The organism is Metabacillus rhizolycopersici (genome assembly GCF_020075705.1).
On record NZ_JAIQUM010000023.1, the window covers coordinates 13,755 to 39,134 of the forward strand.

The 25,380-nt window shown below is 39.3% G+C and carries 21 protein-coding genes and 1 pseudogene; 21 read left to right on the plus strand and 1 reads right to left on the minus strand.

Going from position 1 to position 25,380, the window contains the following annotated elements:
• Window positions 1–5: 5 nt before the first annotated feature.
• The 18 genes from uvrA (at window position 6) to hisIE (ending at window position 19,420) form a co-directional block, all read left to right on the plus strand.
• Window positions 6–2,879 carry an excinuclease ABC subunit UvrA gene (gene uvrA, locus K9V48_RS11885; RefSeq protein ID WP_224139212.1) on the plus strand — a complete coding sequence of 958 codons (2,874 nt, stop codon included), beginning with the start codon at window positions 6–8 and terminating at the stop codon, window positions 2,877–2,879.
• 1,380 nt (window positions 2,880–4,259) lie between these two features.
• Window positions 4,260–5,339, plus strand: coding sequence for a DUF4097 family beta strand repeat-containing protein (locus tag K9V48_RS11890; RefSeq protein ID WP_224139213.1), 1,080 nt, complete (start codon window positions 4,260–4,262; stop codon window positions 5,337–5,339).
• Window positions 5,340–5,575: 236 nt separating this feature from the next.
• Window positions 5,576–5,773 carry a PspC domain-containing protein gene (locus tag K9V48_RS11895; protein ID WP_224139214.1) on the plus strand — a complete coding sequence of 66 codons (198 nt, stop codon included), beginning with the start codon at window positions 5,576–5,578 and terminating at the stop codon, window positions 5,771–5,773.
• A 4-nt stretch (window positions 5,774–5,777) separates the two neighbouring features.
• Complete coding sequence (locus K9V48_RS11900; RefSeq protein WP_224139249.1) at window positions 5,778–6,140, plus strand: phage holin family protein; 363 nt, start codon at window positions 5,778–5,780, stop codon at window positions 6,138–6,140.
• Between the two features lie 266 nt (window positions 6,141–6,406).
• Window positions 6,407–7,918, plus strand: a complete 1,512-nt coding sequence (locus K9V48_RS11905; RefSeq protein ID WP_224139215.1) for a metallophosphoesterase — start codon at window positions 6,407–6,409, stop codon at window positions 7,916–7,918.
• Window positions 7,919–8,247: 329 nt separating this feature from the next.
• Window positions 8,248–9,183: an HPr(Ser) kinase/phosphatase gene (gene hprK, locus K9V48_RS11910; RefSeq protein WP_224139216.1), complete on the plus strand. Its 936-nt coding sequence runs from the start codon at window positions 8,248–8,250 to the stop codon at window positions 9,181–9,183.
• A gap of 255 nt (window positions 9,184–9,438) precedes the next feature.
• The gene (lgt, locus tag K9V48_RS11915) at window positions 9,439–10,257 is read left to right on the plus strand and encodes a prolipoprotein diacylglyceryl transferase (RefSeq protein ID WP_224139217.1); all 819 of its coding nucleotides are present in this window, start codon (window positions 9,439–9,441) and stop codon (window positions 10,255–10,257) included.
• A gap of 388 nt (window positions 10,258–10,645) precedes the next feature.
• Entirely contained in the window at window positions 10,646–11,593 is a 948-nt protein-coding gene (locus K9V48_RS11920) for a nucleoside recognition domain-containing protein (RefSeq protein WP_224139218.1), read from the plus strand.
• Complete coding sequence (ppaX, locus tag K9V48_RS11925; protein WP_224139219.1) at window positions 11,583–12,224, plus strand: pyrophosphatase PpaX; 642 nt, start codon at window positions 11,583–11,585, stop codon at window positions 12,222–12,224. Before K9V48_RS11920 ends, ppaX begins: the two co-directional genes overlap by 11 nt.
• Window positions 12,225–12,752 (plus strand): acyltransferase, encoded by a 528-nt coding sequence (locus tag K9V48_RS11930; RefSeq protein ID WP_224139220.1) that lies wholly within the window; start codon window positions 12,225–12,227, stop codon window positions 12,750–12,752.
• Window positions 12,753–13,000: 248 nt separating this feature from the next.
• Window positions 13,001–14,167, plus strand: a complete 1,167-nt coding sequence (locus K9V48_RS11935) for an ATP phosphoribosyltransferase regulatory subunit (protein ID WP_224139221.1) — start codon at window positions 13,001–13,003, stop codon at window positions 14,165–14,167.
• Window positions 14,168–14,177: 10 nt separating this feature from the next.
• Complete coding sequence (gene hisG / locus K9V48_RS11940) at window positions 14,178–14,798, plus strand: ATP phosphoribosyltransferase (RefSeq protein ID WP_263432812.1); 621 nt, start codon at window positions 14,178–14,180, stop codon at window positions 14,796–14,798.
• 4 nt (window positions 14,799–14,802) lie between these two features.
• Complete coding sequence (gene hisD, locus K9V48_RS11945) at window positions 14,803–16,071, plus strand: histidinol dehydrogenase (protein WP_224139223.1); 1,269 nt, start codon at window positions 14,803–14,805, stop codon at window positions 16,069–16,071.
• 12 nt (window positions 16,072–16,083) lie between these two features.
• Window positions 16,084–16,674 carry an imidazoleglycerol-phosphate dehydratase HisB gene (gene hisB / locus K9V48_RS11950; RefSeq protein WP_224139224.1) on the plus strand — a complete coding sequence of 197 codons (591 nt, stop codon included), beginning with the start codon at window positions 16,084–16,086 and terminating at the stop codon, window positions 16,672–16,674.
• 1 nt (window position 16,675) lies between these two features.
• Window positions 16,676–17,299: an imidazole glycerol phosphate synthase subunit HisH gene (hisH, locus tag K9V48_RS11955; protein ID WP_224139225.1), complete on the plus strand. Its 624-nt coding sequence runs from the start codon at window positions 16,676–16,678 to the stop codon at window positions 17,297–17,299.
• A gap of 2 nt (window positions 17,300–17,301) precedes the next feature.
• Window positions 17,302–18,039 carry a 1-(5-phosphoribosyl)-5-[(5-phosphoribosylamino)methylideneamino]imidazole-4-carboxamide isomerase gene (gene hisA / locus K9V48_RS11960; protein WP_224139226.1) on the plus strand — a complete coding sequence of 246 codons (738 nt, stop codon included), beginning with the start codon at window positions 17,302–17,304 and terminating at the stop codon, window positions 18,037–18,039.
• Entirely contained in the window at window positions 18,036–18,794 is a 759-nt protein-coding gene (gene hisF / locus K9V48_RS11965) for an imidazole glycerol phosphate synthase subunit HisF (RefSeq protein ID WP_224139227.1), read from the plus strand. Before hisA ends, hisF begins: the two co-directional genes overlap by 4 nt.
• The gene (hisIE, locus tag K9V48_RS11970) at window positions 18,791–19,420 is read left to right on the plus strand and encodes a bifunctional phosphoribosyl-AMP cyclohydrolase/phosphoribosyl-ATP diphosphatase HisIE (RefSeq protein WP_224139228.1); all 630 of its coding nucleotides are present in this window, start codon (window positions 18,791–18,793) and stop codon (window positions 19,418–19,420) included. The genes hisF and hisIE overlap by 4 nt, the downstream gene beginning before the upstream one ends.
• 161 nt (window positions 19,421–19,581) lie before the next feature.
• On the opposite strand, the pseudogene K9V48_RS11975 reads toward hisIE, so the two are convergent.
• Window positions 19,582–19,836: pseudogene (locus K9V48_RS11975) on the minus strand (DUF1259 domain-containing protein); the annotation flags it as partial.
• Window positions 19,837–20,341: 505 nt separating this feature from the next.
• On the opposite strand from K9V48_RS11975, the gene K9V48_RS11980 reads away from it, so the two are divergent.
• From K9V48_RS11980 to K9V48_RS11990, 3 genes are read left to right on the plus strand one after another with little or no spacing between them, the layout of a single operon-like run.
• Window positions 20,342–21,295: an ROK family protein gene (locus tag K9V48_RS11980; RefSeq protein WP_224139229.1), complete on the plus strand. Its 954-nt coding sequence runs from the start codon at window positions 20,342–20,344 to the stop codon at window positions 21,293–21,295.
• On the plus strand, window positions 21,285–24,002 hold the full coding sequence (locus K9V48_RS11985) for an alpha-mannosidase (protein WP_224139230.1): 2,718 nt from the start codon (window positions 21,285–21,287) through the stop codon (window positions 24,000–24,002). Before K9V48_RS11980 ends, K9V48_RS11985 begins: the two co-directional genes overlap by 11 nt.
• 5 nt (window positions 24,003–24,007) lie before the next feature.
• On the plus strand, window positions 24,008–25,336 hold the full coding sequence (locus K9V48_RS11990; RefSeq protein ID WP_224139231.1) for a glycoside hydrolase family 125 protein: 1,329 nt from the start codon (window positions 24,008–24,010) through the stop codon (window positions 25,334–25,336).
• The last annotated feature ends 44 nt before the right edge of the window (window positions 25,337–25,380 follow it).

The following is a 25,380-nucleotide window of genomic DNA, read 5'->3' on the forward strand; positions in this document are numbered from 1 at the left end:
CGAGTATGGCAATGGAACATATCGTTGTGAAAGGAGCACGTGCTCACAACTTAAAAAATATTGATGTGACCATTCCGCGGGATAAGCTTGTTGTGTTAACTGGGCTATCAGGTTCGGGAAAATCCTCCCTAGCCTTTGACACCATTTATGCGGAAGGACAACGCCGTTATGTTGAATCGTTATCAGCATATGCGCGCCAATTTTTAGGACAAATGGATAAGCCTGATGTCGATGCTATTGAAGGATTGTCACCAGCGATTTCAATTGATCAAAAAACAACAAGTAGAAATCCCCGTTCAACAGTAGGAACGGTAACAGAAATCTATGATTACTTACGTCTTTTATATGCAAGAGTAGGTCGACCAATCTGTCCAACACATGGGATCGAAATTTCATCGCAAACGATTGAACAAATGGTCGATCGAATTTTAGAATATCCTGAGCGTACAAAGCTACAAGTTCTCGCACCTGTTGTCTCAGGAAGAAAAGGGACGCACGTAAAGGTATTTGAGGACATTAAAAAGCAAGGATATGTGCGGGTTCGTGTCGATGGCCAGATGCAGGAGCTATCTGATGAAATAGAATTAGAGAAAAACAAAAAGCATTCAATTGAAGTTGTAATTGACCGAATTGTTGTTAAAGAAGGTGTGGCGTCTCGCTTAGCCGATTCACTTGAATCAGCGTTAAGACTAGGTGAGGGTCGCGTAATTATCGACGTTATCGGGGAAGAGGAGCTACTGTTTAGTGAGCATCATGCCTGCCCACATTGTGGTTTTTCCATTGGTGAACTTGAACCAAGAATGTTTTCCTTTAATAGTCCATTTGGTGCATGCCCGAGCTGTGACGGCCTTGGATCAAAGCTAGAGGTTGATTTAGAGCTTGTTATTCCAAATAAAGACCTATCTCTTCATCAAAATGCGATTGCACCTTGGGAATCGACAAGCTCCCAATATTATCCGCAGCTACTTAATGCCATCTGTACACATTATGGAATTGATATGGATATACCTGTCAAGGATATTCCGAAGCCGATGCTTGATAAAATCTTGTTTGGTAGTGATGGCGAAGAGATTTACTTCCGCTATGAAAATGATTTTGGGCAAATTAGAGAAAATTATATTCAATTTGAAGGCGTCGTTCATAATGTTGCCCGCCGCTATAAGGAAACAAGTTCAGACTTTATCCGCGAGCAAATGGAGAAGTACATGGGTCACCAAAATTGTCCAGCTTGTAAAGGATATCGTTTGAAGAAAGAAACACTTGCTGTTCTAGTAGCTGGAAACCATATCGGTGAAATTACCAAGCTTTCTGTGCAAGAGTCTTTAGCCTTTTTTGACTCGATCGCGTTATCGGAAAAAGAAATGACGATTGCTAACTTGATTTTAAAGGAAATAAGTGAGCGTTTAGGATTTTTAAATAATGTGGGACTCGATTATTTAACACTTAATCGTGCTGCAGGTACGCTATCTGGTGGTGAAGCACAGCGGATTCGGCTTGCAACACAAATTGGGTCGCGATTAACAGGCGTTCTTTACATATTAGATGAGCCTTCGATTGGTTTACATCAACGTGATAACGATCGGCTTATTCAAACGATGCAAAGTATGCGTGATATTGGCAACACATTAATCGTTGTTGAACATGATGAAGACACGATGATTGCAGCAGATTATTTAATTGATATTGGACCAGGAGCAGGGATTCATGGTGGAAAAATCATTTCCGCAGGTACCCCTGAAGAGGTGATGAATGATGAAAACTCACTAACAGGTCAATATTTAGTCGGGAAGAAGTTTATCCCACTTCCGGCTGAACGGAGAAAGCCTGATGGCCGATTTATTGAAATAAAAGGTGCCAAGGAAAATAATCTCAAAAACGTGAGTGTGAAATTTCCGCTCGGGACATTTATTGCAGTAACTGGTGTATCAGGTTCTGGGAAAAGTACACTAGTCAATGAAATCCTTCATAAAACACTTGCTCAAAAGCTCCATAAAGCAAAAACCAAGCCTGGTGAGCATAAAGAAGTAAAAGGAATTGAACACCTAGAAAAGGTCATCGATATCGATCAATCTCCAATTGGCCGAACGCCAAGGTCGAATCCAGCTACCTATACGGGTGTGTTCGATGATATCCGCGATGTGTTTGCAACAACAAATGAAGCGAAGGTACGTGGCTATAAAAAAGGCCGCTTTAGTTTTAATGTAAAGGGTGGCCGATGTGAAGCATGTCGTGGCGACGGAATTATTAAAATTGAAATGCACTTTCTTCCCGATGTGTACGTTCCTTGTGAAGTCTGTCATGGGAAACGCTATAATCGTGAAACACTAGAGGTAGTCTATAAAGGGAAAAACATTTCAGATATTCTTGAAATGACCGTAGAGGATGCCCTCGTATTTTTCGAAAATATCCCTAAAATTAAACGAAAGCTCCAAACGGTCTTTGACGTTGGTTTAGGGTATATCACACTCGGACAGCCAGCAACAACGCTTTCTGGTGGAGAAGCACAAAGGGTAAAGCTGGCTTCAGAATTACATAGACGATCTAACGGCCGTTCCTTATACATTCTCGATGAGCCAACAACAGGTCTTCATGTTGATGACATCGCTCGTCTGTTAAAGGTGCTGCAAAGATTAGTGGAAAATGGTGATACCGTCTTAGTCATTGAACATAATCTAGACGTCATTAAAACAGCAGATTACCTTGTTGATTTAGGTCCTGAAGGTGGGGACAAAGGCGGTCAAATCGTCGGCGTCGGAACACCTGAAGACATTATGAACAATGAACAATCCTACACAGGGAAATATTTAAAACCTGTCATTGAACGTGACCTTGATCGGATGAAAAAACGGATCAAAGAAAAAGAGGAAATTGTCCAGTAGAATCTTTTTATTTATCCCACCTTAACGGGCAGTAAAACTCCCATTTCAAGATTCAAGAGAAGCAAAGAAGATAAGTGGGAGATAACTGCCCGTAAAGATCCGACGAAGGACAGGACGTCCAAGTCAGGCGAAGCCATAGGATGTGGCGTTCCTGAGCGTGATAAGTCTCGCTAACCATCAGTGGGGGATGAAGAAAACCCCCACTGATGGAAGTCTCACTTTATAGAGAGCATCGAACCTTACGATGCTCTTTTCAAATGAATCCAGAAATCTATGTGCTTTAGCGATCATAGCACTGCTCTGAAAACTGGTAGTTATGACCTGATTCACCTAATTCTATTTACTTATTTTTCGTTAGTATGGCTAAAAATGTAAATGTTTTCATGTATTAAATTGAATATTCCGATACAATTATAGTCACATTCATACATTTTAGAGTGGCTAGAAATGTTTAGTTATGACCTATTCGAAATTGCTTTTCAACAATAGAAATGTCAAAGAAGTCGATCTGTTTGCCGAGCAAGCTGATTGTAGCGTGATGAACGAACACCATGTTTTTGAAAAATTAGCTAAACACTTGCAGAAAAATGAATGAAGTCACTACTCTCTCACATATATAAATAAAGTGGGCATTTTTAATGAATTTACTATTGAAAAAATGATAGAATAAGAAATACAAACAGATTCACCATTACTTCTTAGAGATACGCAATCAAAAATGCCTCATCATCGTGATTACACGCTATATTTAGTCATCTCGTCAAAGTCCAACATCGGCATCCTACATGTTTTTACGAATCAAAATCATGAAACTTCTTTTCTTTTCATACGTATGAAAGATAAGAAGTGAAAAAGAAATGAGCTCATCGTGCTAAACTACTCACATCTTTATACTTTTTTAATGTGTTTTTTGCTCTGTTCCTACTTTCAATTGTGGCACCTTATTCGATTCGTAATGAGCAGTAGAACTCAAGATCTAAAAAAGCTTATAGTAGATGAAAGAAGTAAAGCATGGGATAACGACCAGTAAAATTTCTGGAAATTCTCACTGTATCCTCGGTTACATGAAAGTAAAACAGTTTGCGAAAAAGGCATCTTTTTCTCACATTGTCCCTTTGTATTCCGCATGAGCGGCCAGTAAACCCCCACTTAAGTAAGTCTCGCTTTATCCCGCATGAACGGGTCGTAAAATCCACGGATACACCACCATCTAAAAGGAAGGAGAAAGGTATAACCCTTACTTGAGGGATGGTGAGAGTAAACTCTACACCAGATAGCTGTTGCATACTAATCTATTCACAGTATTTGTCAACAAAAGGAAGTAAGCAGGTTCAGTCTCCTTACTTTTATAAAAAAACGTTGAGATTGGGGAGGATTAACATGGAAGAACAAAGAAAACGAATTTTAAAGCTAGTCGAAGAAGGAAAACTTTCTGCAGATGAGGCTATTATATTACTAGAAACATTAGAAAGTGACGAACAATTAAAAGAAAAGAAAATGAATGCCTTATCAACAGAGGTCATTGGTGATCCCTATGAGGAAAAAACAGATCAGTCTAATGAGAAACAATCGTCATTAGGAGCTATGCTCATGGATTGGGTCGATACAGCAGTAAAAAGAGTTAAAGAACTTGATCTTGATTTAAACTTTGGAAAATCAATTGATGTAAAACATATTTTTCAATTTCAAGACTCTCCGTTCCAGGGTATTGATATTATCCTTCCAAATGGTAGCGTGAATCTGCAACCATGGAATGAGAATGATATTCGCGTTGAATGTGATGCAAAGGTGTATCGCGCAGAGAATATGGCCCAGGCAAGGCAGACGTTCTTAACAGAATTGGAATGCTTTGTCGAAGAAAATCAATTTGTTCTGCGGACAGATAAAAAGACAATGAAAATCACTGTGACAATGTTCATCCCAGAGCAAGAATATGAACATATTAAGATTAAACTGTTTAATGGCCCAATTAGAGGAGAAGATTTAAAAGTAGACAATCTGAAAGTAAAGACAGCAAACGGTCTTGTTTCCTTTTCTGCAATCAATGCAATAAATGGTGAATTTGAAACAGCAAATGGGCAAATTAAGCTTACGAACTCAAGCTATGGAAAGCTTGAAGCGGAAACGATTAGCGGGATCGTTCAATTTAATGGATCAGCGGAAAAAGTTGATGTCCAAAGCTTTAATGGAAACCTTATGCTAAAATTTGCTGACAAAGCATGTGAAGAATTATATGCGAAAACAACAACGGGGAATATTGTTATAAACATGCCAGAGGGCAGCGAGGTCATTGGTGAGTTGAAATCTAATTTAGGTTCGTTATCTGCGCGCCTTCAAGATGTCAATATAACATCTGAGAAAAATGAAGCGATCCAAAAAGAGCTTAAGTTTAAAACTGCACAAGAACCAAAGCTATCTTTATTCGCAGACTCCAAAACAGGGTCGATTGCTATTAAGTAATGGTTCATCTCTAAGCGAGCCTTAAGGCAGTGGGGAATTTTTTCTTCCTCACTGCCCTAGCTTATTCAGTACGAGCAGTTATCTAATTGTATCTTTTTGGTAGGAGTTTTACTTATGGTAAAATGAGACAAAAGATTTGAGGTGTACATCAGTCCTTTCCTGGAGCGTTTCTTTAACTTAGACATAAAGGAAGCAGTCGGGGAAGGTAGAAGAAAACTACGTAAAGGTGGAAGAAAATGAAAAGACTCTATCGATCTCGCAATAATCGAAAGCTTTCTGGTGTTCTCGGGGGCTTATCAGATTATTTGGGAATTGATGCTTCAATGCTTAGAATATTATTTTTTATCCTATTCATTTTCACAGGATTTTTTCCTTTAGGAATTACTTATCTGGCGTGTATTTTTATCGTACCAGAAGAATCGGACGTCCTGTAAGATGATGATGAGATGGTTAGTCAGTATTCTTGTGAATGCGTTAATTTTAATTGTTGTTGCTGGCTTCTTTGATTCATTTTATTTGAGTGGAATCGGTGCGGCCTTAGGGGCAAGCTTCATATTATCAGTGTTAAACGTTCTTGTGAAACCATTTTTGATTATATTGACACTGCCGGTAACGGTCCTTACTTTAGGATTATTTCTCTTTGTGATCAATGCGATCACATTAATGATTACAGAAGGTCTCATGGGCGACGCCTTTAATATCGATCATTTCGGGGCAGCTATTTTAGCAGCAATCGTGATGTCATTGCTCAATTTAATGATTCAAAAGGGCATTGTTGAACCATATAAAAAAACAAAATAAACGTTGTTTAAGAGGAGAAATGTTGCTGATTTCTCTTTTTTACGTTTAGGAACTTATAAAATTCTTGTACTGTGGATAAGCGCACGATATCCAGCTCCAGCGCCTAGCCCCTCTTGGGTCTAAGCCACTTTTGAATTGAAGGCAAAGTACGCCTTCTATTCAAAAGCGTCTTATTTGCCCGAGGCTGATCAAGGCGCTTATGCTTTTATTTATCCCCTATTGGTAAAAAAACCAAAATTTGCACATACTACTACTGGGTGAATAGTATGTACAAATTTAACCATGTTGTCAGTTTGATATGGATGGCGTTGCTTGTGTCTCTTTTCCTTCCTTCGTATTATGTAAATCATTCGGGTCATTCTTCTCCTGTCGAAAAAAGTGCTTCAAATAATTTTTACCATGCTCATCAATATACGTCGGTCACAGCTAATCATGTGATGGTAAGCGATAACGCCACCAGCAATGAACCACCAAATGGATATAAACCAAAAGGTGAAAAAGAGTTCTCTACTAAAAAATATCTTTCTTTAAAAGAAAAAGATAGCGAGGCGAATGAGACTCGTTCAATCACGAAATTCCCGTACCATCGCTTTGATGTCAAGGTAGATAAAGATGTTAAACCTTCAGATAAAGTAACGATTCATTGGGAAGGGAAATCGTTACCTGGTAGACAGGTGACGATGTATGTCTGGAATATTCAAGATGAAAAATGGGTAGGGCTAGAACGGAAATTGGCTGGTGAAAATGATTTTGAACTTAACGGAACCATTACTGCAGAAGAATACGTGGAAAATAATAAATTAAGTGTTATTGTCCAAGATCAAGTTTCCATTCAATCAAAAAGCTATGACTATTCGTTTGTTTGGATGTCTGATACACAATACTATGCCCAAGATCATCCAGCCATTTTTAAGACGTTAACAGAATGGATTTCACAGCATAAAGCCGTCATGAACATAAAATATGTTGTCCATACAGGTGACATCGTTAACAAGGGTCAAGATATAAACCAGTGGCAACGTGCTGACTCGTATATGAATACACTTGATGTCGCGAAGATTCCATATGGTGTTCTTCCTGGAAATCATGATGTAGGTGATCATTTTAAGTTGTATCAGCAATATTTTGGGGAGAATCGTTTTCGAAAAAAACATTATTATGGGGATTCTTATCAAAATAATCGTGGACATTATGATCTCATCTCTGTGAATGGGAAAGATTATCTTTTTGTTTATATGGGCGGGGATGTGAAAGCTGTTGATATCGAGTGGATGAATCAAGTGCTAGCCGATTTCAAAGATCGAACAGCCATTTTAGTGTTTCATGAATACTTAAAGAAAAACGGTAAACGAAGTCAACAAGGAAATGCCATTTTTGAAAAGATTGTTGTGCCTAACCATCATGTCGTTGCAGTTCTTAGCGGTCATTATCATAGTAGTAAGCTATTAGTCGATGATCTGGATGATAATCTAGATGGCATCGTAGATCGAAAGGTTTATCAGCTACTGGCAGATTATCAAAAGGGGCCTGAAGGTGGAAGTGGCTTCATTCGTCTTCTGCACGTTGATGAGGAAACGAATTCGATTGATGTGCAAACGTACTCACCCTATTTAGATCGCTACCATTACTATAATCCAGATAAATACCCTGGCAAAGACCAATTTACAATGGATATTGATGTGAGAAGAACAGAGAAAATGGTGGCGACACGTTATGTTGAAGTGAATGTCTATAAGCAAATTAGTGACGATAACGTTGTTTTTCTTGCAAACGAATAACGAGAGGTCAAACCAGTCACGAATAAAGTAGTTACGTGCCCAATTCGGGAAACAGGATCCAAAGCGGGCCCTGTTGATGGCATTCTATATAACAATAGCAACAAAGTTTGCGAAAACCGCCTTGTTTTTTTACAGATGAAGATTGGCAAGTTTTACGCCGCGAATGATTCGGTAAGAAGGTAACATGTTTATCTTGGATAATTTTATATTTTGGAAAATATCGCACTAATGCTAAAATGAAAAGAGTGTTAGTTGCTAGAATAGGAAGACTAAAATTTTGCATGAAACCTGTTATGTAAGGAAAGTCATGTCATAGGGGAGGATATATTGTGGTTAAAGTTCGCACACAGGATCTTATTGATAAATTTAAATTTGAGGTAATTAGTGGAGAAGAGGGAGTTAATCGATCAATTACAACAAGTGATTTATCCCGTCCAGGTATTGAGATGGCTGGGTTTTTTACATATTATCCGAAGGAAAGAGTGCAGTTGCTCGGTAAAACAGAGCTTTCATTTTTTCATCAACTTACACCTCAAGAGAAAAAGCATCGCATGGACGAGCTTTGTACAGATGTTACGCCTGCTATCGTCCTTACGAGAGAGATGGAGGCACCAGCTGAACTAATCGAGGCATCGGAGCGTGAAGGTGTTCCTGTTTTGCGTTCTCCAATGAAGACGACGCGATTATCAAGTCATTTAACAAACTTCTTGGAAGGAAAGCTTGCGCCTACAACGGCGATACATGGTGTATTAGTCGATATTTATGGTGTAGGTGTGCTGATTGTAGGTAAAAGTGGTGTAGGTAAAAGTGAAACAGCTTTAGAATTAGTCAAGCGTGGTCACCGCCTTGTTGCTGATGATTGTGTTGAAATTCGTCAGGAAGATCAAGATACGTTAATCGGGAGTGCACCTGAACTGATTGAGCATCTATTAGAAATTCGTGGGTTGGGTATTATCAATGTCATGACACTATTTGGTGCGGGTGCTGTTCGAAGCTTTAAGCGGATTACACTAGTAATTGATCTTGAGCTGTGGGATAAAAATAAACAATATGATCGCCTTGGTCTTGATGAAGAAAAAATGAGAATTATTGATACAGATATTACGAAGCTAACCGTTCCGGTTCGCCCTGGACGAAACTTATCCGTTATCATTGAGGTAGCTGCAATGAACCATCGTTTAAAACGAATGGGTGTTAATGCAGCTGAACAATTTACAAGCAAACTTGCTGGTGTCATTAAAGAAGGGGATCGTGAGGACGAATAGTCATGAAACGGTCAGACCGCTTAGACGATGAAGGTTCGAGCAATAATTGTTGTTGGGGCGGGTTCGACCATGATAAAAGTACTTCTTAAAATGAAAATCATATAGAGAATTATCACATACATAAAGCACGACTTACCTAACTCTTTACAGGCAGAGTAAGCTCCCGCCTGCCTTCCCTTTTGCTCTTGAATATAGGGTAGGTGGGGACTGCCTGGTAAGAATAGGATAAAAATATTTTAGTAGGGAGATGAACAAATGGAAGAAGGTCTAAGGCCGCTTGATCCCATATTTCTTGAATTAGGTCCTTTGCAAATTCATTGGTACGGCGTCATTATCGGTGTAGGTGCATTACTTGGACTTTTACTAGCTGTAAGGGAAAGTGAGAGACGAGGATTACATAAAGACACATTTGTGGATGTTGTACTATTTGCCATTCCGATGGCTATTATTGGAGCGAGAGCATATTATGTCATTTTTCAGTGGGATTATTATTCGCAAAATCCTGGTGATATCATTAAAATCTGGAACGGTGGCCTCGCGATCCACGGAGGACTTATTGCAGCGTTAATAACGGGTGCAATTTTTGCGCGAGTAAAAAAAATATCGTTCTGGAAGCTTGCTGACATTGCTGCACCAAGTATTATTCTCGGTCAGGCGATTGGTCGTTGGGGAAATTTTATAAACCAAGAAGCACATGGTGGTCCTGTGACGAGGGAGTTTTTAGAAGGATTATTATTACCAGATTTTATCGTCAATCAAATGTATATTAATGGACAATATTATCATCCTACGTTCTTATATGAATCATTGTGGAATTTGGTTGGATTTATCGGGTTACTTTTGTTAAGAAAAGCTAATTTTAGACGTGGGGAGCTCTTTTTAACCTATGTCATCTGGTATTCTGTTGGTCGTTTCTTTATCGAAGGACTCCGAACAGATAGCTTGATGTTAACGGAGTATTTACGGGTTGCTCAGGTGATCTCAATCGTTTTAGTTATAATCGCAGTTGCTACGCTTATTTATCGACGCGTGGCAGGATATTCGAAAGAGAGATATTTAGACACAAGTAAATAATCGTTGACGCGATTGCGAGGAGGATATAGGAACGGAACTCCGCAATTTGCTTAAAATAACGATTAAACTTCAAAATAGATACAATCGATGATGTGACAACTTGCTTCGTTCTCGCCACCATATTGAAGTGTGCTTTAGTAGGAAATCTAATTTCCTTTTCAAAGGTTAAGAAAGTATAAATCTTTTGACTTAGTTTTAGTGTCCAGCTCCAGCGCCTAGCCCCTCTTGGGTCTAAGCCACTCAGGAATTGAAGGCAAAGAACACCTTCTATTCCTGAGCGTCTTATTTGCCCGAGGCTGAACAAGGCGCTTGCGCTTTTCTTATTTTAAATGGTGACGAGAATAGAGTATAGAATGTTTCGTCATATTCATCAAGGAGAGGATAAACGGTGCGCAGTAGTTTGAAAAAAGGCTTTCAAGCGGGGATTCAGACAACTTGGACATTAGGGAAGGTGATCTTCCCGATTACATTGATTGTCAGCCTGCTGCAGTATACACCTGTATTGGGTTGGATAACAAAGCTCATTACACCAATTATGGGGATATTCGGATTATCGGGTGAAGCAGCCATCCCATTAGTTATTGGAAATTTCCTGAATCTTTACGCTGGGATTGGGGCTATCTTATCGCTTGATTTAACTGTGAAAGAGGTTTTTATCCTAGCTTTAATGCTATCTTTTTCACATAATTTACTTATTGAGTCAACTGTAGCGGCAAAAGTTGGACTAAAGATATGGATCATTTTACTTGTAAGGCTTGGACTTGCATTCGGATCTGCTATCGTTGTAAATCTTGTCTGGCAAGGTGGCAGTGAAATGGCTCAATACGGATTTGTCAGTAACACAGCCGTGATACCGAATGGCTGGTTAGAAATCATTGGCTTATCTGTACAAAAGGCAGGATTAGGTGTGATCCAACTTGCATTGATTGTTATTCCATTGATGATTGTGATTCAATGTTTAAAGGATTTTGGAGTGCTAACTGTTTTTACACGCTGGATGGCACCTGTTACACGTCTGTTAGGGATGAAGGAAAATACATCGATGACTCTAGTTGCGGGTCTGACAATCGGTTTGGCATTTGGAGCAGGTGTCATGATTAAGGCGGTAGAAGAGGACAATGTTAGTCATAAAGATTTAACGTTAGCATTTATTTTTCTCGTTGCCTGTCATGCAGTTGTTGAAGATACACTTGTTTTTATTCCATTAGGAATTCCAGTTTTACCATTACTGATTATCCGCCTAACGGTAGCAATTACTTTAACAATAATCATCGCAGCGATTTGGCGTAAGCTTGAAGCTGCACCAAATAGAAAGGAAGCATCTTATGAAAATTAATACAGTATTATTCGACTTAGATGGAACATTAATTGATACAAACGAGCTCATCATTGAATCATATCTTCATACACTAAATTCATATTATCCAAACAAATACAAGCGTGAAGATGTATTACCATTTATGGGACCGACTCTCCAAGAAGCGTTTGATAGCATTGATCCAGACAAGACAGAGGACATGATCAAGATGTATCGCAAGTTTAACCATGAACAGCACGATAACCTTGTAACCGAATTTGAAACCGTATTTGACACGGTTAAAACTCTTCACGAACAAGGCTTTAAGCTGGCGATTGTCACAACGAAGATTCGTACTACGGTTAATATGGGATTAAAGCTATCGAAGCTTGACCAATTTTTTGATGTGATTGTCACAATTGATGATGTTGAACATGCGAAGCCACATCCTCAACCAGTCTTAATGGCGTTAGAGCAACTTAATTCTTCACCTGAGGATGCGATTATGGTAGGCGATAATCATCATGATGTTGGAGCAGGCAAAAGTGCTGGAACGAAAACAGCGGGTGTTGCCTGGAGTGCGAAGGGAAGAGACTATATGAGTAGTCTTAACCCTGACTACTTACTTGATACAATGAGCGATTTGTTGAAAATAGTTGGAGCGAAATGAGTGAGAAGAACAACTAGGTATCCAGTTTCGGGGGCGAATTCATTATGGCATGTGTATAAAACCGTGCCATTTTGGAAGGTTGTGCGCAATTTTATCGTCATACAGCTCGCACGGTATATGCCATTTTTAGCGGTAAAGAACTGGCTTTACAAAACGTTTTTACGGATGGAAGTAGGAGAGCAAGCCTCGTTTGCATTAATGGTGATGCTTGATGTGATGTTTCCTGAAAAAATATCGGTAGGGAAAAATACGGTCATTGGCTATAATACAACGATACTGGCTCATGAATATTTAATAAAGGAATATCGCCTTGGAGATGTGAAAATCGGTAACGAGGTATTGATTGGTGCCAATTCAACAATCTTACCAGGTGTTGTGATCGGTGATGGTGCCATCATTTCAGCAGGGACGCTTGTCCACAAGGATGTACCTGCAGGAGCGTTTGTGGGTGGAAATCCAATGCAAGTGATTTATACAAAGGAAGAATTGGTAAAAAGGGAAGAATTAGTGGCTGCTAGTGAAAACTAGTAGCCATTTTTTAAATGAAAATTGGAAGCGCCCTTTCTTTTGGATAAAAAAATAAATGAAGAAACGAGTCTTAAGACTGTGGGTGTTCATTAAACTGTTGTAAGCCTGAATAAAAGGCGAATAGAGAGGAAATGACAAAGAAATAGTACTTGTAAAAGTTCCTTCATTTTGGTAGTATATTAACATATTAGCGAGGTAAAGGATTCTGAAAATAATAATTAATGAGACATTGACGGGGGTACAGACACATGTTTATGTTTGAGAAACCGCTTGGAATGGTAGATACATTACCGAATTTATATGAAGTGAAAAAGAAGACACGTCACGCGATGACGAATGTGATTGAACAGTGGGGATTTCAGTTTATTGAAACACCAACACTTGAATACTACGAAACGGTTGGGGTTCAATCAGCGATTCTTGATCAACAGTTGTTTAAATTATTGGATGCTCAGGGGCATACATTGGTGCTTAGACCAGAAATGACAGCACCGATTGCACGTGTTGCTGCATCTAAATTATATAATGACCTCTATCCATTACGCCTTGCCTATTCGGCAAATGTTTTTCGGGCCCAACAGCGGGAAGGTGGACGTCCAGCAGAGTTTGAACAAGTCGGTGTTGAATTAATCGGCGATGGTACAACGAGTGCTGATGCGGAAGTCATTGCATTAATGGTTGCCACTTTAAAGGAAGCTGGACTCGAGAATTTTAAAATCGCGATCGGACATATTGGCTATGCAAATGCTTTGTTTAAAGAAGTTTTAGGAAGCCAAGAACGGGTGGATGTATTAAGACGCTTCCTTTATGAAAAGAATTATGTTGGCTATAAAGAACATGTGAAGAGCTTACCGTTATCCTCAATTGATAAAGAACGACTATTCACTTTATTAAAGCTCCGTGGAGACATTGATAAAGTAGGAGAAGCGCAGGATATTGTCACATCTTCGCAAGCACGTGACTCGTTAGAAGAAATTAGTCAGCTTTGGTCGATCCTAGAGGAGTTGCAAGTAACCGATTATTTACAATTAGATTTAAACATTGTTAGTCATATGAGTTATTATACGGGCATTTTATTTGAAGTACATGCAGACAACGTTGGTTTTTTAATCGGAAGCGGTGGAAGGTATGATCACCTTTTTGAAAAATTTAATCGTGCTGCACCTGCAACCGGGTTTGGCCTTCGAATAGATCGCCTAATTGAGGCGCTTAAAATGACCGATGAACAGAAGCTTGAATGTGTCATTTATAGTCAAGAACGTCGTTTAGAGGCGATTGCTCACGCGACAAAACTTCGTGCCAGCAATAAACGCGTTGTCATGCAGGATATAAGCGGAATTAAAGATGTTGACGTATTTACCAAGCATTTTGAAGAAGTTGTCTATTTTATCGGATCTCGAAAGGGGGAGCTGTAAGGTGAAAAACATGTTAACAATTGCGATGCCAAAAGGAAGAATTTTTGAAGAAGCGGCAGACATGCTTCGCAAAGCCAATTATCAGCTTCCTCCAGAATTTGATGAATCAAGAAAGTTGATTTTAGATGTACCAAACGAGAACATTCGGTTTATTTTAGCGAAGCCAATGGATGTCGTGACCTATGTAGAACATGGTGTTGCAGATGTCGGAATTGCTGGCAAGGATGTTATGCTGGAAGAAGAACGTGATGTGTACGAGGTTCTTGACTTGAAAATTAGTGCATGCTATTTAGCCGTTGCTGGTCTACCGAATGTCAAGCTATCGGATGTAGCGCCTAAGGTTGCAACAAAATATCCAACAGTCGCATCAAGCTATTTCCGTGAACAAGGAGAACAGGTCGAAATCATTAAATTAAATGGTTCAATTGAGCTCGCACCACTCATTGGATTAGCTGATCGGATTGTTGATATTGTCTCAACTGGAAGAACGCTGAAGGAAAATGGCTTAGTTGAATTAGAGCATATATGTGATATAACATCTCGTCTGATCGTTAACCCTGTTAGCTATCGCATGAAAGATGAGCCGATTGATGAGCTAGTAGAACGGCTATCGAAAGTAATTGGAGGTTAATCGGATGAAAATTACTCGTATTACTGATAAAAATGTCTCGTTAAGACGAACAATTGATACAGGTACTGAGGAGCAACGTTCAATCGTGCAATCGATTATTTCAACGGTTCGTGAAGAAGGAGACAAAGCGCTTTTTTCTTATACAGAAACCTTCGACCAGGTATCCTTATCAGACTTAAAGGTTACAGAAGAGGAATTTACGGCAGCGTATGAAGCGCTTGACGATGAATTGGTCAATATCATTCGCGAAGCTGCAGCTAACATTCGTTCTTTCCATGAAAAGCAGAAGCGTGAAACATGGATTAGCTATAATGATGAAGGAACAATGCTCGGGCAAAAAATAACTGCCATAGATGCAGTCGGCGTATACGTACCAGGTGGAACAGCGGCCTATCCATCCTCCGTTTTAATGAATGTGATACCTGCACAGGTTGCTGGTGTAAAGCGGATCGTCATTACTTCTCCTCCAAATCAACAGGGGACTCTACCGGCTGGCGTTTTAGTTGCGGCTAAGGAGCTTGGCATTGCGGAAATTTATAAAGTTGGTGGTGCCCAAGCGATCGCAGCGTTAGCTTATGGAACAGAAACAATTGCCTCAGTCGATAAAATCATGGGGCCAGGAAATATCTTTGTCGCGTTAGCAAAACGTGAAGTGTTCGGGATTGTTGATATCGATATGATTGCAGGTCCTAGTGAAATTGTTGTGTTAAGTGATGAAACGGCGAGAGCAAATGAAATTGCCGCTGACTTATTATCACAAGCAGAACATGACAAAAACTCATCGAGTATTCTAGTCACAACGTCAATGAAGCAGGCTGAAGAAGTAAAAGCCGAAGTGGAAAAACAAGTTGCGACATTACCAAGAAAAGAGATTGCAAAAGCGTCAATTGAAACATACGGACATATTTATGTGGCAGCTGATCTTGAAACGGCGATCGCGGTAGTGAACGAGCTTGCACCAGAACATCTTGAAGTGTTAACAGAAAATCCGTTAGCTCTTTTAAATGAAATTAGGCATGCGGGAGCCATTTTTCTTGGGCGTTATAGTTCTGAACCAGTTGGCGACTATTTTGCAGGTCCTAACCACGTGTTACCGACAAATGGAACAGCGAGGTTTTCAAGTCCACTAAATGTGGATGACTTTATGAAGAAATCAAGCATTATTTCGTATAGTGAACGAGCATTCCAGAACAATTATGCGAAGGTGGCAAAATTAGCGCGCCTTGAAGGCTTAGAAGCGCATGCTCGTGCCATGGAAGAAAGGCTTAAATAGGAGGACGAATTTATGACAAGAACAGCATCGATTGAACGGAATACAAAAGAAACGCAAATATCTTTATCATTAAATGTAGATGGAAAGGGTCAGTCTTCACTTAAGACAGATGTTCCATTTATGGATCACATGCTTGATTTGTTTTCGAAGCACGGTCAATTTGATTTAACCGTCAATGCAAATGGCGATATTGAAATTGATGACCATCACACGACTGAGGATATTGGCATTTGTTTAGGACAGGCACTTCGTGAAGCTTTAGGTGATAAACGAGGAATTAAACGGTATGGCAATGCGTTTGTCCCGATGGATGAGACGCTTGCACAAGTCGTTGTTGATTTAAGTAATCGTCCACATTTTGAGTTTAAAGGGGAATTTCCAAGTCAAAAGGTTGGTACGTTTGATACTGAAAATGTGTATGAGTTTTTATGGAAGTTTGCCCTTGAAGCGCGCATAAACCTTCATGTCATCGTTCATTATGGACATAACACGCATCATATGATCGAGGGAATCTTTAAAGCGTTAGCAAGAGCATTGGATGAAGCGACAATGATTGACCCACGTATTGAAGGGGAACTTCCTTCTACGAAAGGAATGTTATAGGATGATCGCCATTATCGATTATGGAATGGGCAATTTATATAGTGTCAGTAAAGCACTCGAGCGGATGAATGTTGATTATATTGTATCGAATGAAGAAGCAGTGCTCGAAAAAGCAGATGGCTATATCTTGCCGGGAGTCGGCGCGTTTAAAGATGCAATGGCGATTTTAAATGAGTCAGGGCTAACAACCTTTATTCAGAAAATCGTTGCAGACGGTAAGCCGCTTTTAGGAATTTGCCTTGGCATGCAGCTTTTATTTGATGAAAGTGAGGAAAACGGAGTAACGAAAGGTTTATCGCTTTTATCAGGTAAGGTTGTAAAAATCCCAGAAACAACAAATGGAAGCACACTTAAAGTACCACATATGGGCTGGAATGAGTTGCAAATCCAGAATCAAAGTCCGTTGCTTTCAGAGATAAATGGCGGATATGCTTACTTTGTTCACTCTTATTATGTTGATTCAGAACAAAGCGACTCGCTATTAGCAACGGCTGATTACGGAGTTGATGTTCCAGCTGTTGTTGGAAAAGGCAATGTCTATGGCACCCAATTTCACCCTGAAAAAAGTAGTGAGCTCGGGTTAGACATTTTAAAAAATTATATTAACATTGTAGAAGGAGAATGAAGATGAGCCAATTTATTATCTATCCTGCAATCGATATGCGCGGCGGCAAATGCGTACGATTGCTTCAAGGTGACTATAACAAAGAAACGGTATACGGCGATTCTCCTTTTGAGATGGCGAAGACTTTTGATGATCAAGGGGCTAGCTGGATCCATATGGTTGATCTTGATGGCGCAAAAGCAGGAAAGCTCGTGAATCATCAGTATGTCATTGATGCGGCAACAAAGCTAGCAGCTAAAATCCAAATCGGTGGTGGAATCCGTACGGAAGCAGATGTTGAGTTCTATTTATCAAAAGGTGTTGATCGTGTTATTTTAGGTAGTGCAGCAATCTCAAATCCAGAATTCGTCAAAAAAATGCTTGCGACATATGGTGAGAAAATTGCAATTGGTATTGACGCGAAGGATGGCTATGTTTCAACAGAAGGTTGGTTAAATACATCAAATGTGAAGGCGACTGAACTCGGTAAAGAGCTTGCAGATGCAGGTGCCGAGGTATTTATTTTCACTGATATCGCGACAGATGGTATGCTTTCTGGACCAAACGTTGAAGCCATTGTTGAAATGGCAAAAGCAACGAAGAAGCAAGTGATTGCATCTGGTGGTGTAAGCTCGTTAAAGGATTTAGAAACGCTGTCTGAATATGAACAAGACGGAGTAGCTGGCGCAATTGTCGGAAAGGCGCTATATACGAATCAGTTCAGTTTAACAGAGGCATTGAAGGTAGGAAGTGGATCATGATCACAAAACGGATTATTCCATGCTTAGATGTAAAAGATGGACGAGTTGTCAAAGGGATTCAGTTTTTAGGGTTAAGAGATGCTGGAGATCCTGTGGAGCTTGCGACATTTTATGATCAGGAAGGTGCAGATGAGCTCGTTTTTCTTGATATTTCTGCGTCACATGAAGGTCGAAAAACGATGGTTGACGTCGTCGAGCAGGTAGCAGCACAGCTTGCGATTCCGTTTACGGTTGGTGGCGGCATCAATTCACTTGAGGATATGAAACGAATTCTCCGTGCGGGTGCAGATAAGGTTTCGTTAAATACAGCAGCCTTACTAAATCCCGAGCTTATTTCAGAGGGAGCAGGCTTTTTCGGTTCTCAATGTATCGTTGTGGCGATTGATGCGAAGTATGATGAAGAATTAGGTAGCTGGCGCGTGTACACTCATGGTGGCAGAAAAGCGACAGAATGGGAAGTTGTCCAGTGGGCACAGGAGGCTGTTAACCGCGGTGCTGGTGAAATCCTACTAACAAGTATGGACAGTGATGGCGAGAAAAACGGCTTTAATCTTGCATTAAATAAAGCAGTAAGTGAAGCAGTATCGGTTCCTGTGATTGCCTCAGGTGGAGCAGGAAATGCCGAACACTTTTTACAAGCCTTTCAAGAAGGAAAAGCAGATGCAGCACTAGCAGCATCGATTTTCCACTATAAAGAAACATCTGTCAAAGAAGTGAAGGATTACTTAGACAAACAGGGGGTGAATGTGCGATGATTGAAAACATTAAATTTGATCAAAACGGGCTCGTCCCAGCAATCGTACAGGATGCAGTGAGTAAAGAAGTACTAACATTAGCGTATATGAATGAGGAATCGTTGAAAAGAACGATAGAAACAAAGGAAACCTGGTTCTATAGTCGTTCAAGACAAGAGCTTTGGCACAAAGGTGCTACATCTGGAAATACGCAAACTGTTGTTGAAATGAGATTTGACTGTGATCAGGATGCTATTTTAGTACTTGTTCAGCCTGCAGGTCCAGCGTGTCACACAGGCGCGTACACATGCTTTAATGAAACGATTGACCGCCAAGAAGTAGAGACCGCGCAAAATCGTTTCGAGATCTTAAACACACTTGAAAAAACAATTGCCGAACGTGAAAGCGAACTTCCAGAAGGTTCTTATACCACATATCTATTTAATGAAGGTGTCGATAAAATTCTTAAAAAGGTTGGCGAAGAAGCTGCCGAAGTTATTATCGCTTCAAAAAATAGAGACCAAGAAGAACTAAAATGGGAAGTAGCCGATTTACTGTTCCACTTAATGGTTTTATTGAGAGAGCAGAAACTGCCATTAGATGAAGTGTTAAACGTGTTGGAGAAAAGACATTTATCGAAGGATTAACTTTTAAGATAAAGGCCCAAAATGGGTAACGGATTCGGTTATGAAGTAGAAAACTTTAATTCGTATCCTTATCCTCAGCTTAAATAAAAAGTATCTCGACATTAAAATGATATTGATATTAAAAAAGCAGTGAAATTTATTTTCACTGCTTTTGTCGTTTTTATTCCTTGATTAAGAATCGCAGCAACAAATCCATCTACTTCTTTTTGCAAGAGTGCTATCCTACCTAGACACAAGGCTCTTCCAGAATTATCTCTTGATTCGACTGAAAAAGAAGTTGTTACTCTAAAACGTTTTTTCAATATAGTTACATCTATTTCATCTCGATTTATTGTTGCCACGTATTTTCCACCGGCGAATCCCTCTTGACCACCGATAATTTTTGCAAACTGTTGACAAATTGATTCATCATTAATCTCTGAAAATTCATTCCCTCCTGTCACTAGTAGGTTATGAATTTTTGGATATGTCCAAAATGGACATGAATCTATTCGGTTACAAAAAATGATGTTGGTAAACTAACGAACGTAGTCCTTTAACAATTGGTGCACACGATTCTTTAGCTCATAAATAGCAAGAATCATTCCTCTCACAAAAGTTGAAAATAAAAGCTGTTATAGAAGGACGTTCAAAAAGTCCGGGAAAAATAGCTTTCACATCACTAAGTTAATTTGTTTATCCGTTACTCACCTAATTAATTAGCATACGCTCCACTACTGTAATTTTCGTTGTATTGATCTGTTCGACTCTTTTTGTCCACCTATTTGAACAAGCTCTAAAATTAAAAAAATCACCATCTAAAAAGTATGGATAAATTTTAGATTATATGGAAAAAGCTTATCACTTCCCCTAGAAACGTTGACTATTGACTTGTTGAAACTTATCGTTAATGTGAAGAAAAGTGGAAGGAGGCTATTGAATATGAAAACTGCTATTGGCATTGATATTGGGGGAACGAAAATAGCGATTGGCGTTGTACAAGAAGATGGGAAAGTCTTAGCAACAAATGAATTTCCGACCAGAGTAGAATATGGTCCAGACTATGCTACTGACTTGATTGTTTCGTGTGTAGAAGAATTCATGCAACAATTCCCAACGGTCACAGGAATCGGTATAGGTGCTCCGGGTCCTCTAGATTCGAAACAAGGAAAGGTACTAAATCCACCCAATTTAAAATCATGGCATGGCTATCCGTTAGCGCGAAGAATTGGGAGCGCTTTCCGAGTGCCGGTGAAAATGTTGAATGATGCAGATGCTGCAACATTTGGAGAGTATTTTTTTACATTTAGAGACACATATAAACACGTCCTCTATGTAACCGTCAGTACTGGTGTTGGTGGGGGAATTATTATAAATAGTTCATTATATGAGGGTGCCTTATCTGGAGCTGGTGAAATTGGGCATAGTGTAGTACAGAGGGAAGGTCCTGTCTGTGGTTGCGGGAAACAGGGGTGTTTGGAGGCACTTGCGTCTGGGACTGCTTTGAACCGTATTTGGAAAGAAAGAATGGCAGCAGTAGGAAAACCAGTAGACCCAAATTGGAATAGTAAAGATCTCTTTGCTCACTTCGATAAAAATGATCCTATTGCCCAATCGGTTGTTGAGGAGGCTTCCACTCATTTAGCATTGGGTCTCAGTCAAGTAATTCAAGCATTGAATCCTGAGTTGCTAATATTAGGTGGTGGTGTCATCATCGGACAGCCGTCATTTTATGAAATGGTTTATGAAAAACTACCAAGTTATCTTTTAGACCAACATAGCCAATTACTAACGATAGAAAAAGCTAGGCATGGTACATTGGCGGGAGTAATGGGAGCTGCGGCTATTATCCTATCTAAGGATGAAGATATAGGAGGGAAACAAAATGGAATCTAAGACTACTGCGCATATTATTTCTCACTCCCACTGGGATCGGGAATGGTATATGTCTTTTGAAAAACATCGTTACTACTTAGTAAAGTTAATGGATACACTAATCGATTTGTTTGAAAAGGGAGAAGATTTTCAGAGTTTTCACTTGGATGGACAAACGATTATTTTAGAAGATTATTTCCAAATTCGTCCTGATAAAAAAGAAATAGTTAAGAAGTTAATACAAGAAAAAAAGCTTCATATTGGTCCTTGGTATGTGTTACAAGACGCATTTTTAACAAGCTCTGAAGCGAATGTCAGAAATATGTTGTACGGTTTACAAGATGCGAAGGAATACGGTGCTGTGTCAAAGTTAGGGTACTTCCCGGATACATTTGGTATTTACGGACAAGCACCTCAATTGCTTCTGCAAGCTGATATTAAAACTGCTGCGTTTGGGAGAGGTGTAAAACCAACAGGCTTTAATAATATGGTGAGCGATACGAAAACATTTGAATCGCCATATTCAGAACTTAAGTGGGAGTCGCCAGATGGTTCGGCGGTGCTTGGAGTATTGTTTGCGAATTGGTATTCAAACGGCAATGAAGTACCTGTAGATAAAGAGAGTGCTAAAACGTATTGGGAAACAAAGCTAGCTGATGCTAAGAAATATTCTTCAACACCACATCTTCTTTTCATGAATGGGTGTGATCATCAACCAGTTCAAGTGGATATAGGTGAAGCAATCAAAGTGGCTGAAGAACTTTTCCCAGATACTACGTTTATACATTCTAGTTTTGATGAATATTTAGAAGCACTTCAGCACTCATTACCAGAACAACTCCAGACGGTAACAGGTGAATTGCGAAATCAACTGACAGATGGGTGGTCAACGCTTGTAAATACAGCCTCTGCTCGCATTTATTTAAAGCAGATGAATCAAGAGAGTCAAACACTATTAGAAAAAGTGGCTGAGCCACTATCTGTGTTTTCATATTTACTTGGTCATGAATATCCACGTGATTATTTACGTTATGCATGGAAAACTTTGATGGAAAATCATCCACATGACAGTATTTGCGGTTGTAGTGTAGATGAAGTACACCGAGAAATGGTAACCCGTTTTGAGAAGGTTCAGCAGACTGCAGAAACTATTATCGAGGAAAAAGCCAATGAAGTTGTATCTCATATTTCAACGAAACAAAGTGGTATTGATGAGGATATGATTCCAGTTGTCGTTTTTAACACATCAGGAAATACACGAGATGTGGTTATCGAAAAGGAAGTTGAACTAGAAAAAGTCTATTTTTCAGAGATGCCTTTTTCAGAGATTCCAGATTTTCTTCGTTCGAAGGATTTACCTAGTATTCATTTGGTTGATAAGAATGGCACGGAACATGTCTGTAAAACAGAGGATCTTGGTATTCGGTTTGGATATGACCTACCTGAGGATGGTTTCCGACGTCCATATTATGCAAGAACGATCAAATTAACATTCCTAGCTGAATCTCTTCCGGGCTATGGGTATAAAACATATTATATTAAACTTGCCACGGAAACGAACTTGAATGAACAGCCATCGATTAATCGAGGTGCTCATGAAATGGAGAATGAATATGTCCATTTATTGATTCATGAAAATGGTTCGTATACATTGACTGACAAACAGACTGGGAAAACTTTTGAAGGTTTAGGAATCTATGAAAATAGCGGTGACATTGGTAACGAATATATGTTTAGAAAGCCGAATGGTGAAGTTCCACTTACTACGAAAGATTTGAAGGCAGAGATAAGAGTAGTTGAAGACCATTCATTACGTTCCGTTATAGAACTTGTTCATGAGTGGGAGATTCCAAAAGAAGCCGATGAACAATTTCAACAAGAAAAGGAACGATTAGTTTGGCATAAGGACAGACAATCAGGTCGATCTTCTGAAAATGTAACCATTCGTTTAACTACACATATTCAGTTAGATCAAAAAGCGAAGGGACCTTCTGTTAAGGTTACAATTGAAAACCAAGCAAAGGATCATCGTTTACGTGTTCTTTTCCCAACGAATTTAACTACGAATGAACACTACGCAGATAGTATTTTTGAAGTAGTAAAACGTCCTAATACTCCTGAAAGAGAGTGGGAGAATCCGAGCTTCGATCATCATCAACAGGCTTTTGTAAGTGTAACAGATGGTAAGCATGGGATGACAATTGCAAATAAAGGATTGCATGAGTATGAAATCCTTGAGGAACAACAAACAATCGCCGTTACGATTCTACGTTCAACTTCTGAGTTAGGGGATTGGGGTCTATTTCCGACACCAGAGGCTCAATGTATTGGAACGTACCAAGCAGAATGGATGGTTATCCCTCACGAGGGGACTGTGGTTGAGTCAGAGGCGTTCAAAGAGGCGTATGACTTCCAAGTACCTGTGATTGCTGTACAAACAGATGTGCATGAGGGGATACTTCCAACCGAAAAGACATTTTTCACTTGGGAAGGTAAATCGTTAGCAATCTCTTCTATTAAATTAGCGGAGGAAAGAGATGATGTAATTGCTCGTTGGTTTAACACATCTGAAAAAGAAACAATGATAATTGCTCAACCAATGCAAGGTACAACTAGTTATAAGAGTACGATCATTGAGAGTGTGAAAGAGCAGTATGAAAATACGCAAATTCAAGAAAAAGTAAAACCATTTGAAATTATTAGCCTTGGATGGCAAGTGAAGGAGTGAAGGTAATGAACACTGAAACAACAATCCCACAATCATTATCACGTTTAATTGAAAAGGTGAAGGAGCATTTTCCTGAAGATAAAAAACTTCAGGAAATGTTTGAACAATGTTTTGTTAATACGTATGAAACAACATTAAAGCCACAAGAGGATGGAACAACATTTGTTATTACAGGTGATATTCCAGCAATGTGGTTAAGAGATTCTGCTGCCCAAGTACGTCCATATCTACTTGCTGCTGAAGAAGACGAAGAAATGGCGAAACTAATTGAAGGTGTTGTCCGTCGTCAAATGAACTATATCGTTCATGACCCATATGCAAATGCTTTCAATGAAATCGCTAATGGAAAAGGCCATCAAGAGGATAAAACGGATATGTCACCAATGACATGGGAACGTAAGTATGAAATTGACTCACTTTGCTATCCGATTCAACTTGCTTATCTTTTATGGAAGTCAACTGGAAGAACGTCCTACTTTGATGACACATTTATTAAAGCATTAAATCAGATTTTGCGTGTTTGGAAAGTAGAACAAAATCATGAGGATGAATCATCATATAGCTTTGAAAGAATGGATGTAAGACAATCAGATACTCTGAACAGAGATGGAAAAGGATCTAAAACTGCGAGAACAGGAATGACTTGGAGTGGATTTAGACCAAGTGATGATGCTTGTCTATATGGTTATTTAGTACCTGCAAATATGTTTGCGGTAGTAGTACTAGGTTATGCGTCAGAGATTTGTAAAGAAGTTTTAAAAGACGAAGGTCTTGCAAAGCAATGTGAGCAACTAGCTTCTGAGATAAAAGAAGGAATAGAAAAATTTGCAGTGTTAGATCATCCGATTTATGGAGATTTATATGTCTATGAAACAGATGGAATGGGTAGATGTAATCTTATGGATGATGCGAACGTTCCTAGTTTACTAGCAGCTCCATATCTTGGCTGGTGCCAATTTGATGATAAAACCTATCAGAATACTCGTAGCTTTTTATTAAGTAGGGATAATCCATACTTTTATGAAGGAAAAGTGGCCAATGGAATTGGAAGTCCCCATACACCAGATCATTATATTTGGCATATTGCATTAGCAATTGAGGGGATGACATCTACAGATGCTTCTGATAAAAAGAGAATTTTGGAGATGATGAAGCAGTCAGATGGTGGAACTGGATTTATGCATGAGGGCTTTAATGCAGATCAACCAGAAGAATTTACGAGAGAGTGGTTCTCATGGGCAAATTCGATGTTTAGTGAATTTGTATTAAGTTTATGTGGTTTTGCAGTTAAAGGTAGTCCGCTTTATAAAAAGCTACAAGAAAACAGCATCTAAGTTAAGAAACATTACCGCATCTTGGTTGTTACAGAGGTTGGAGA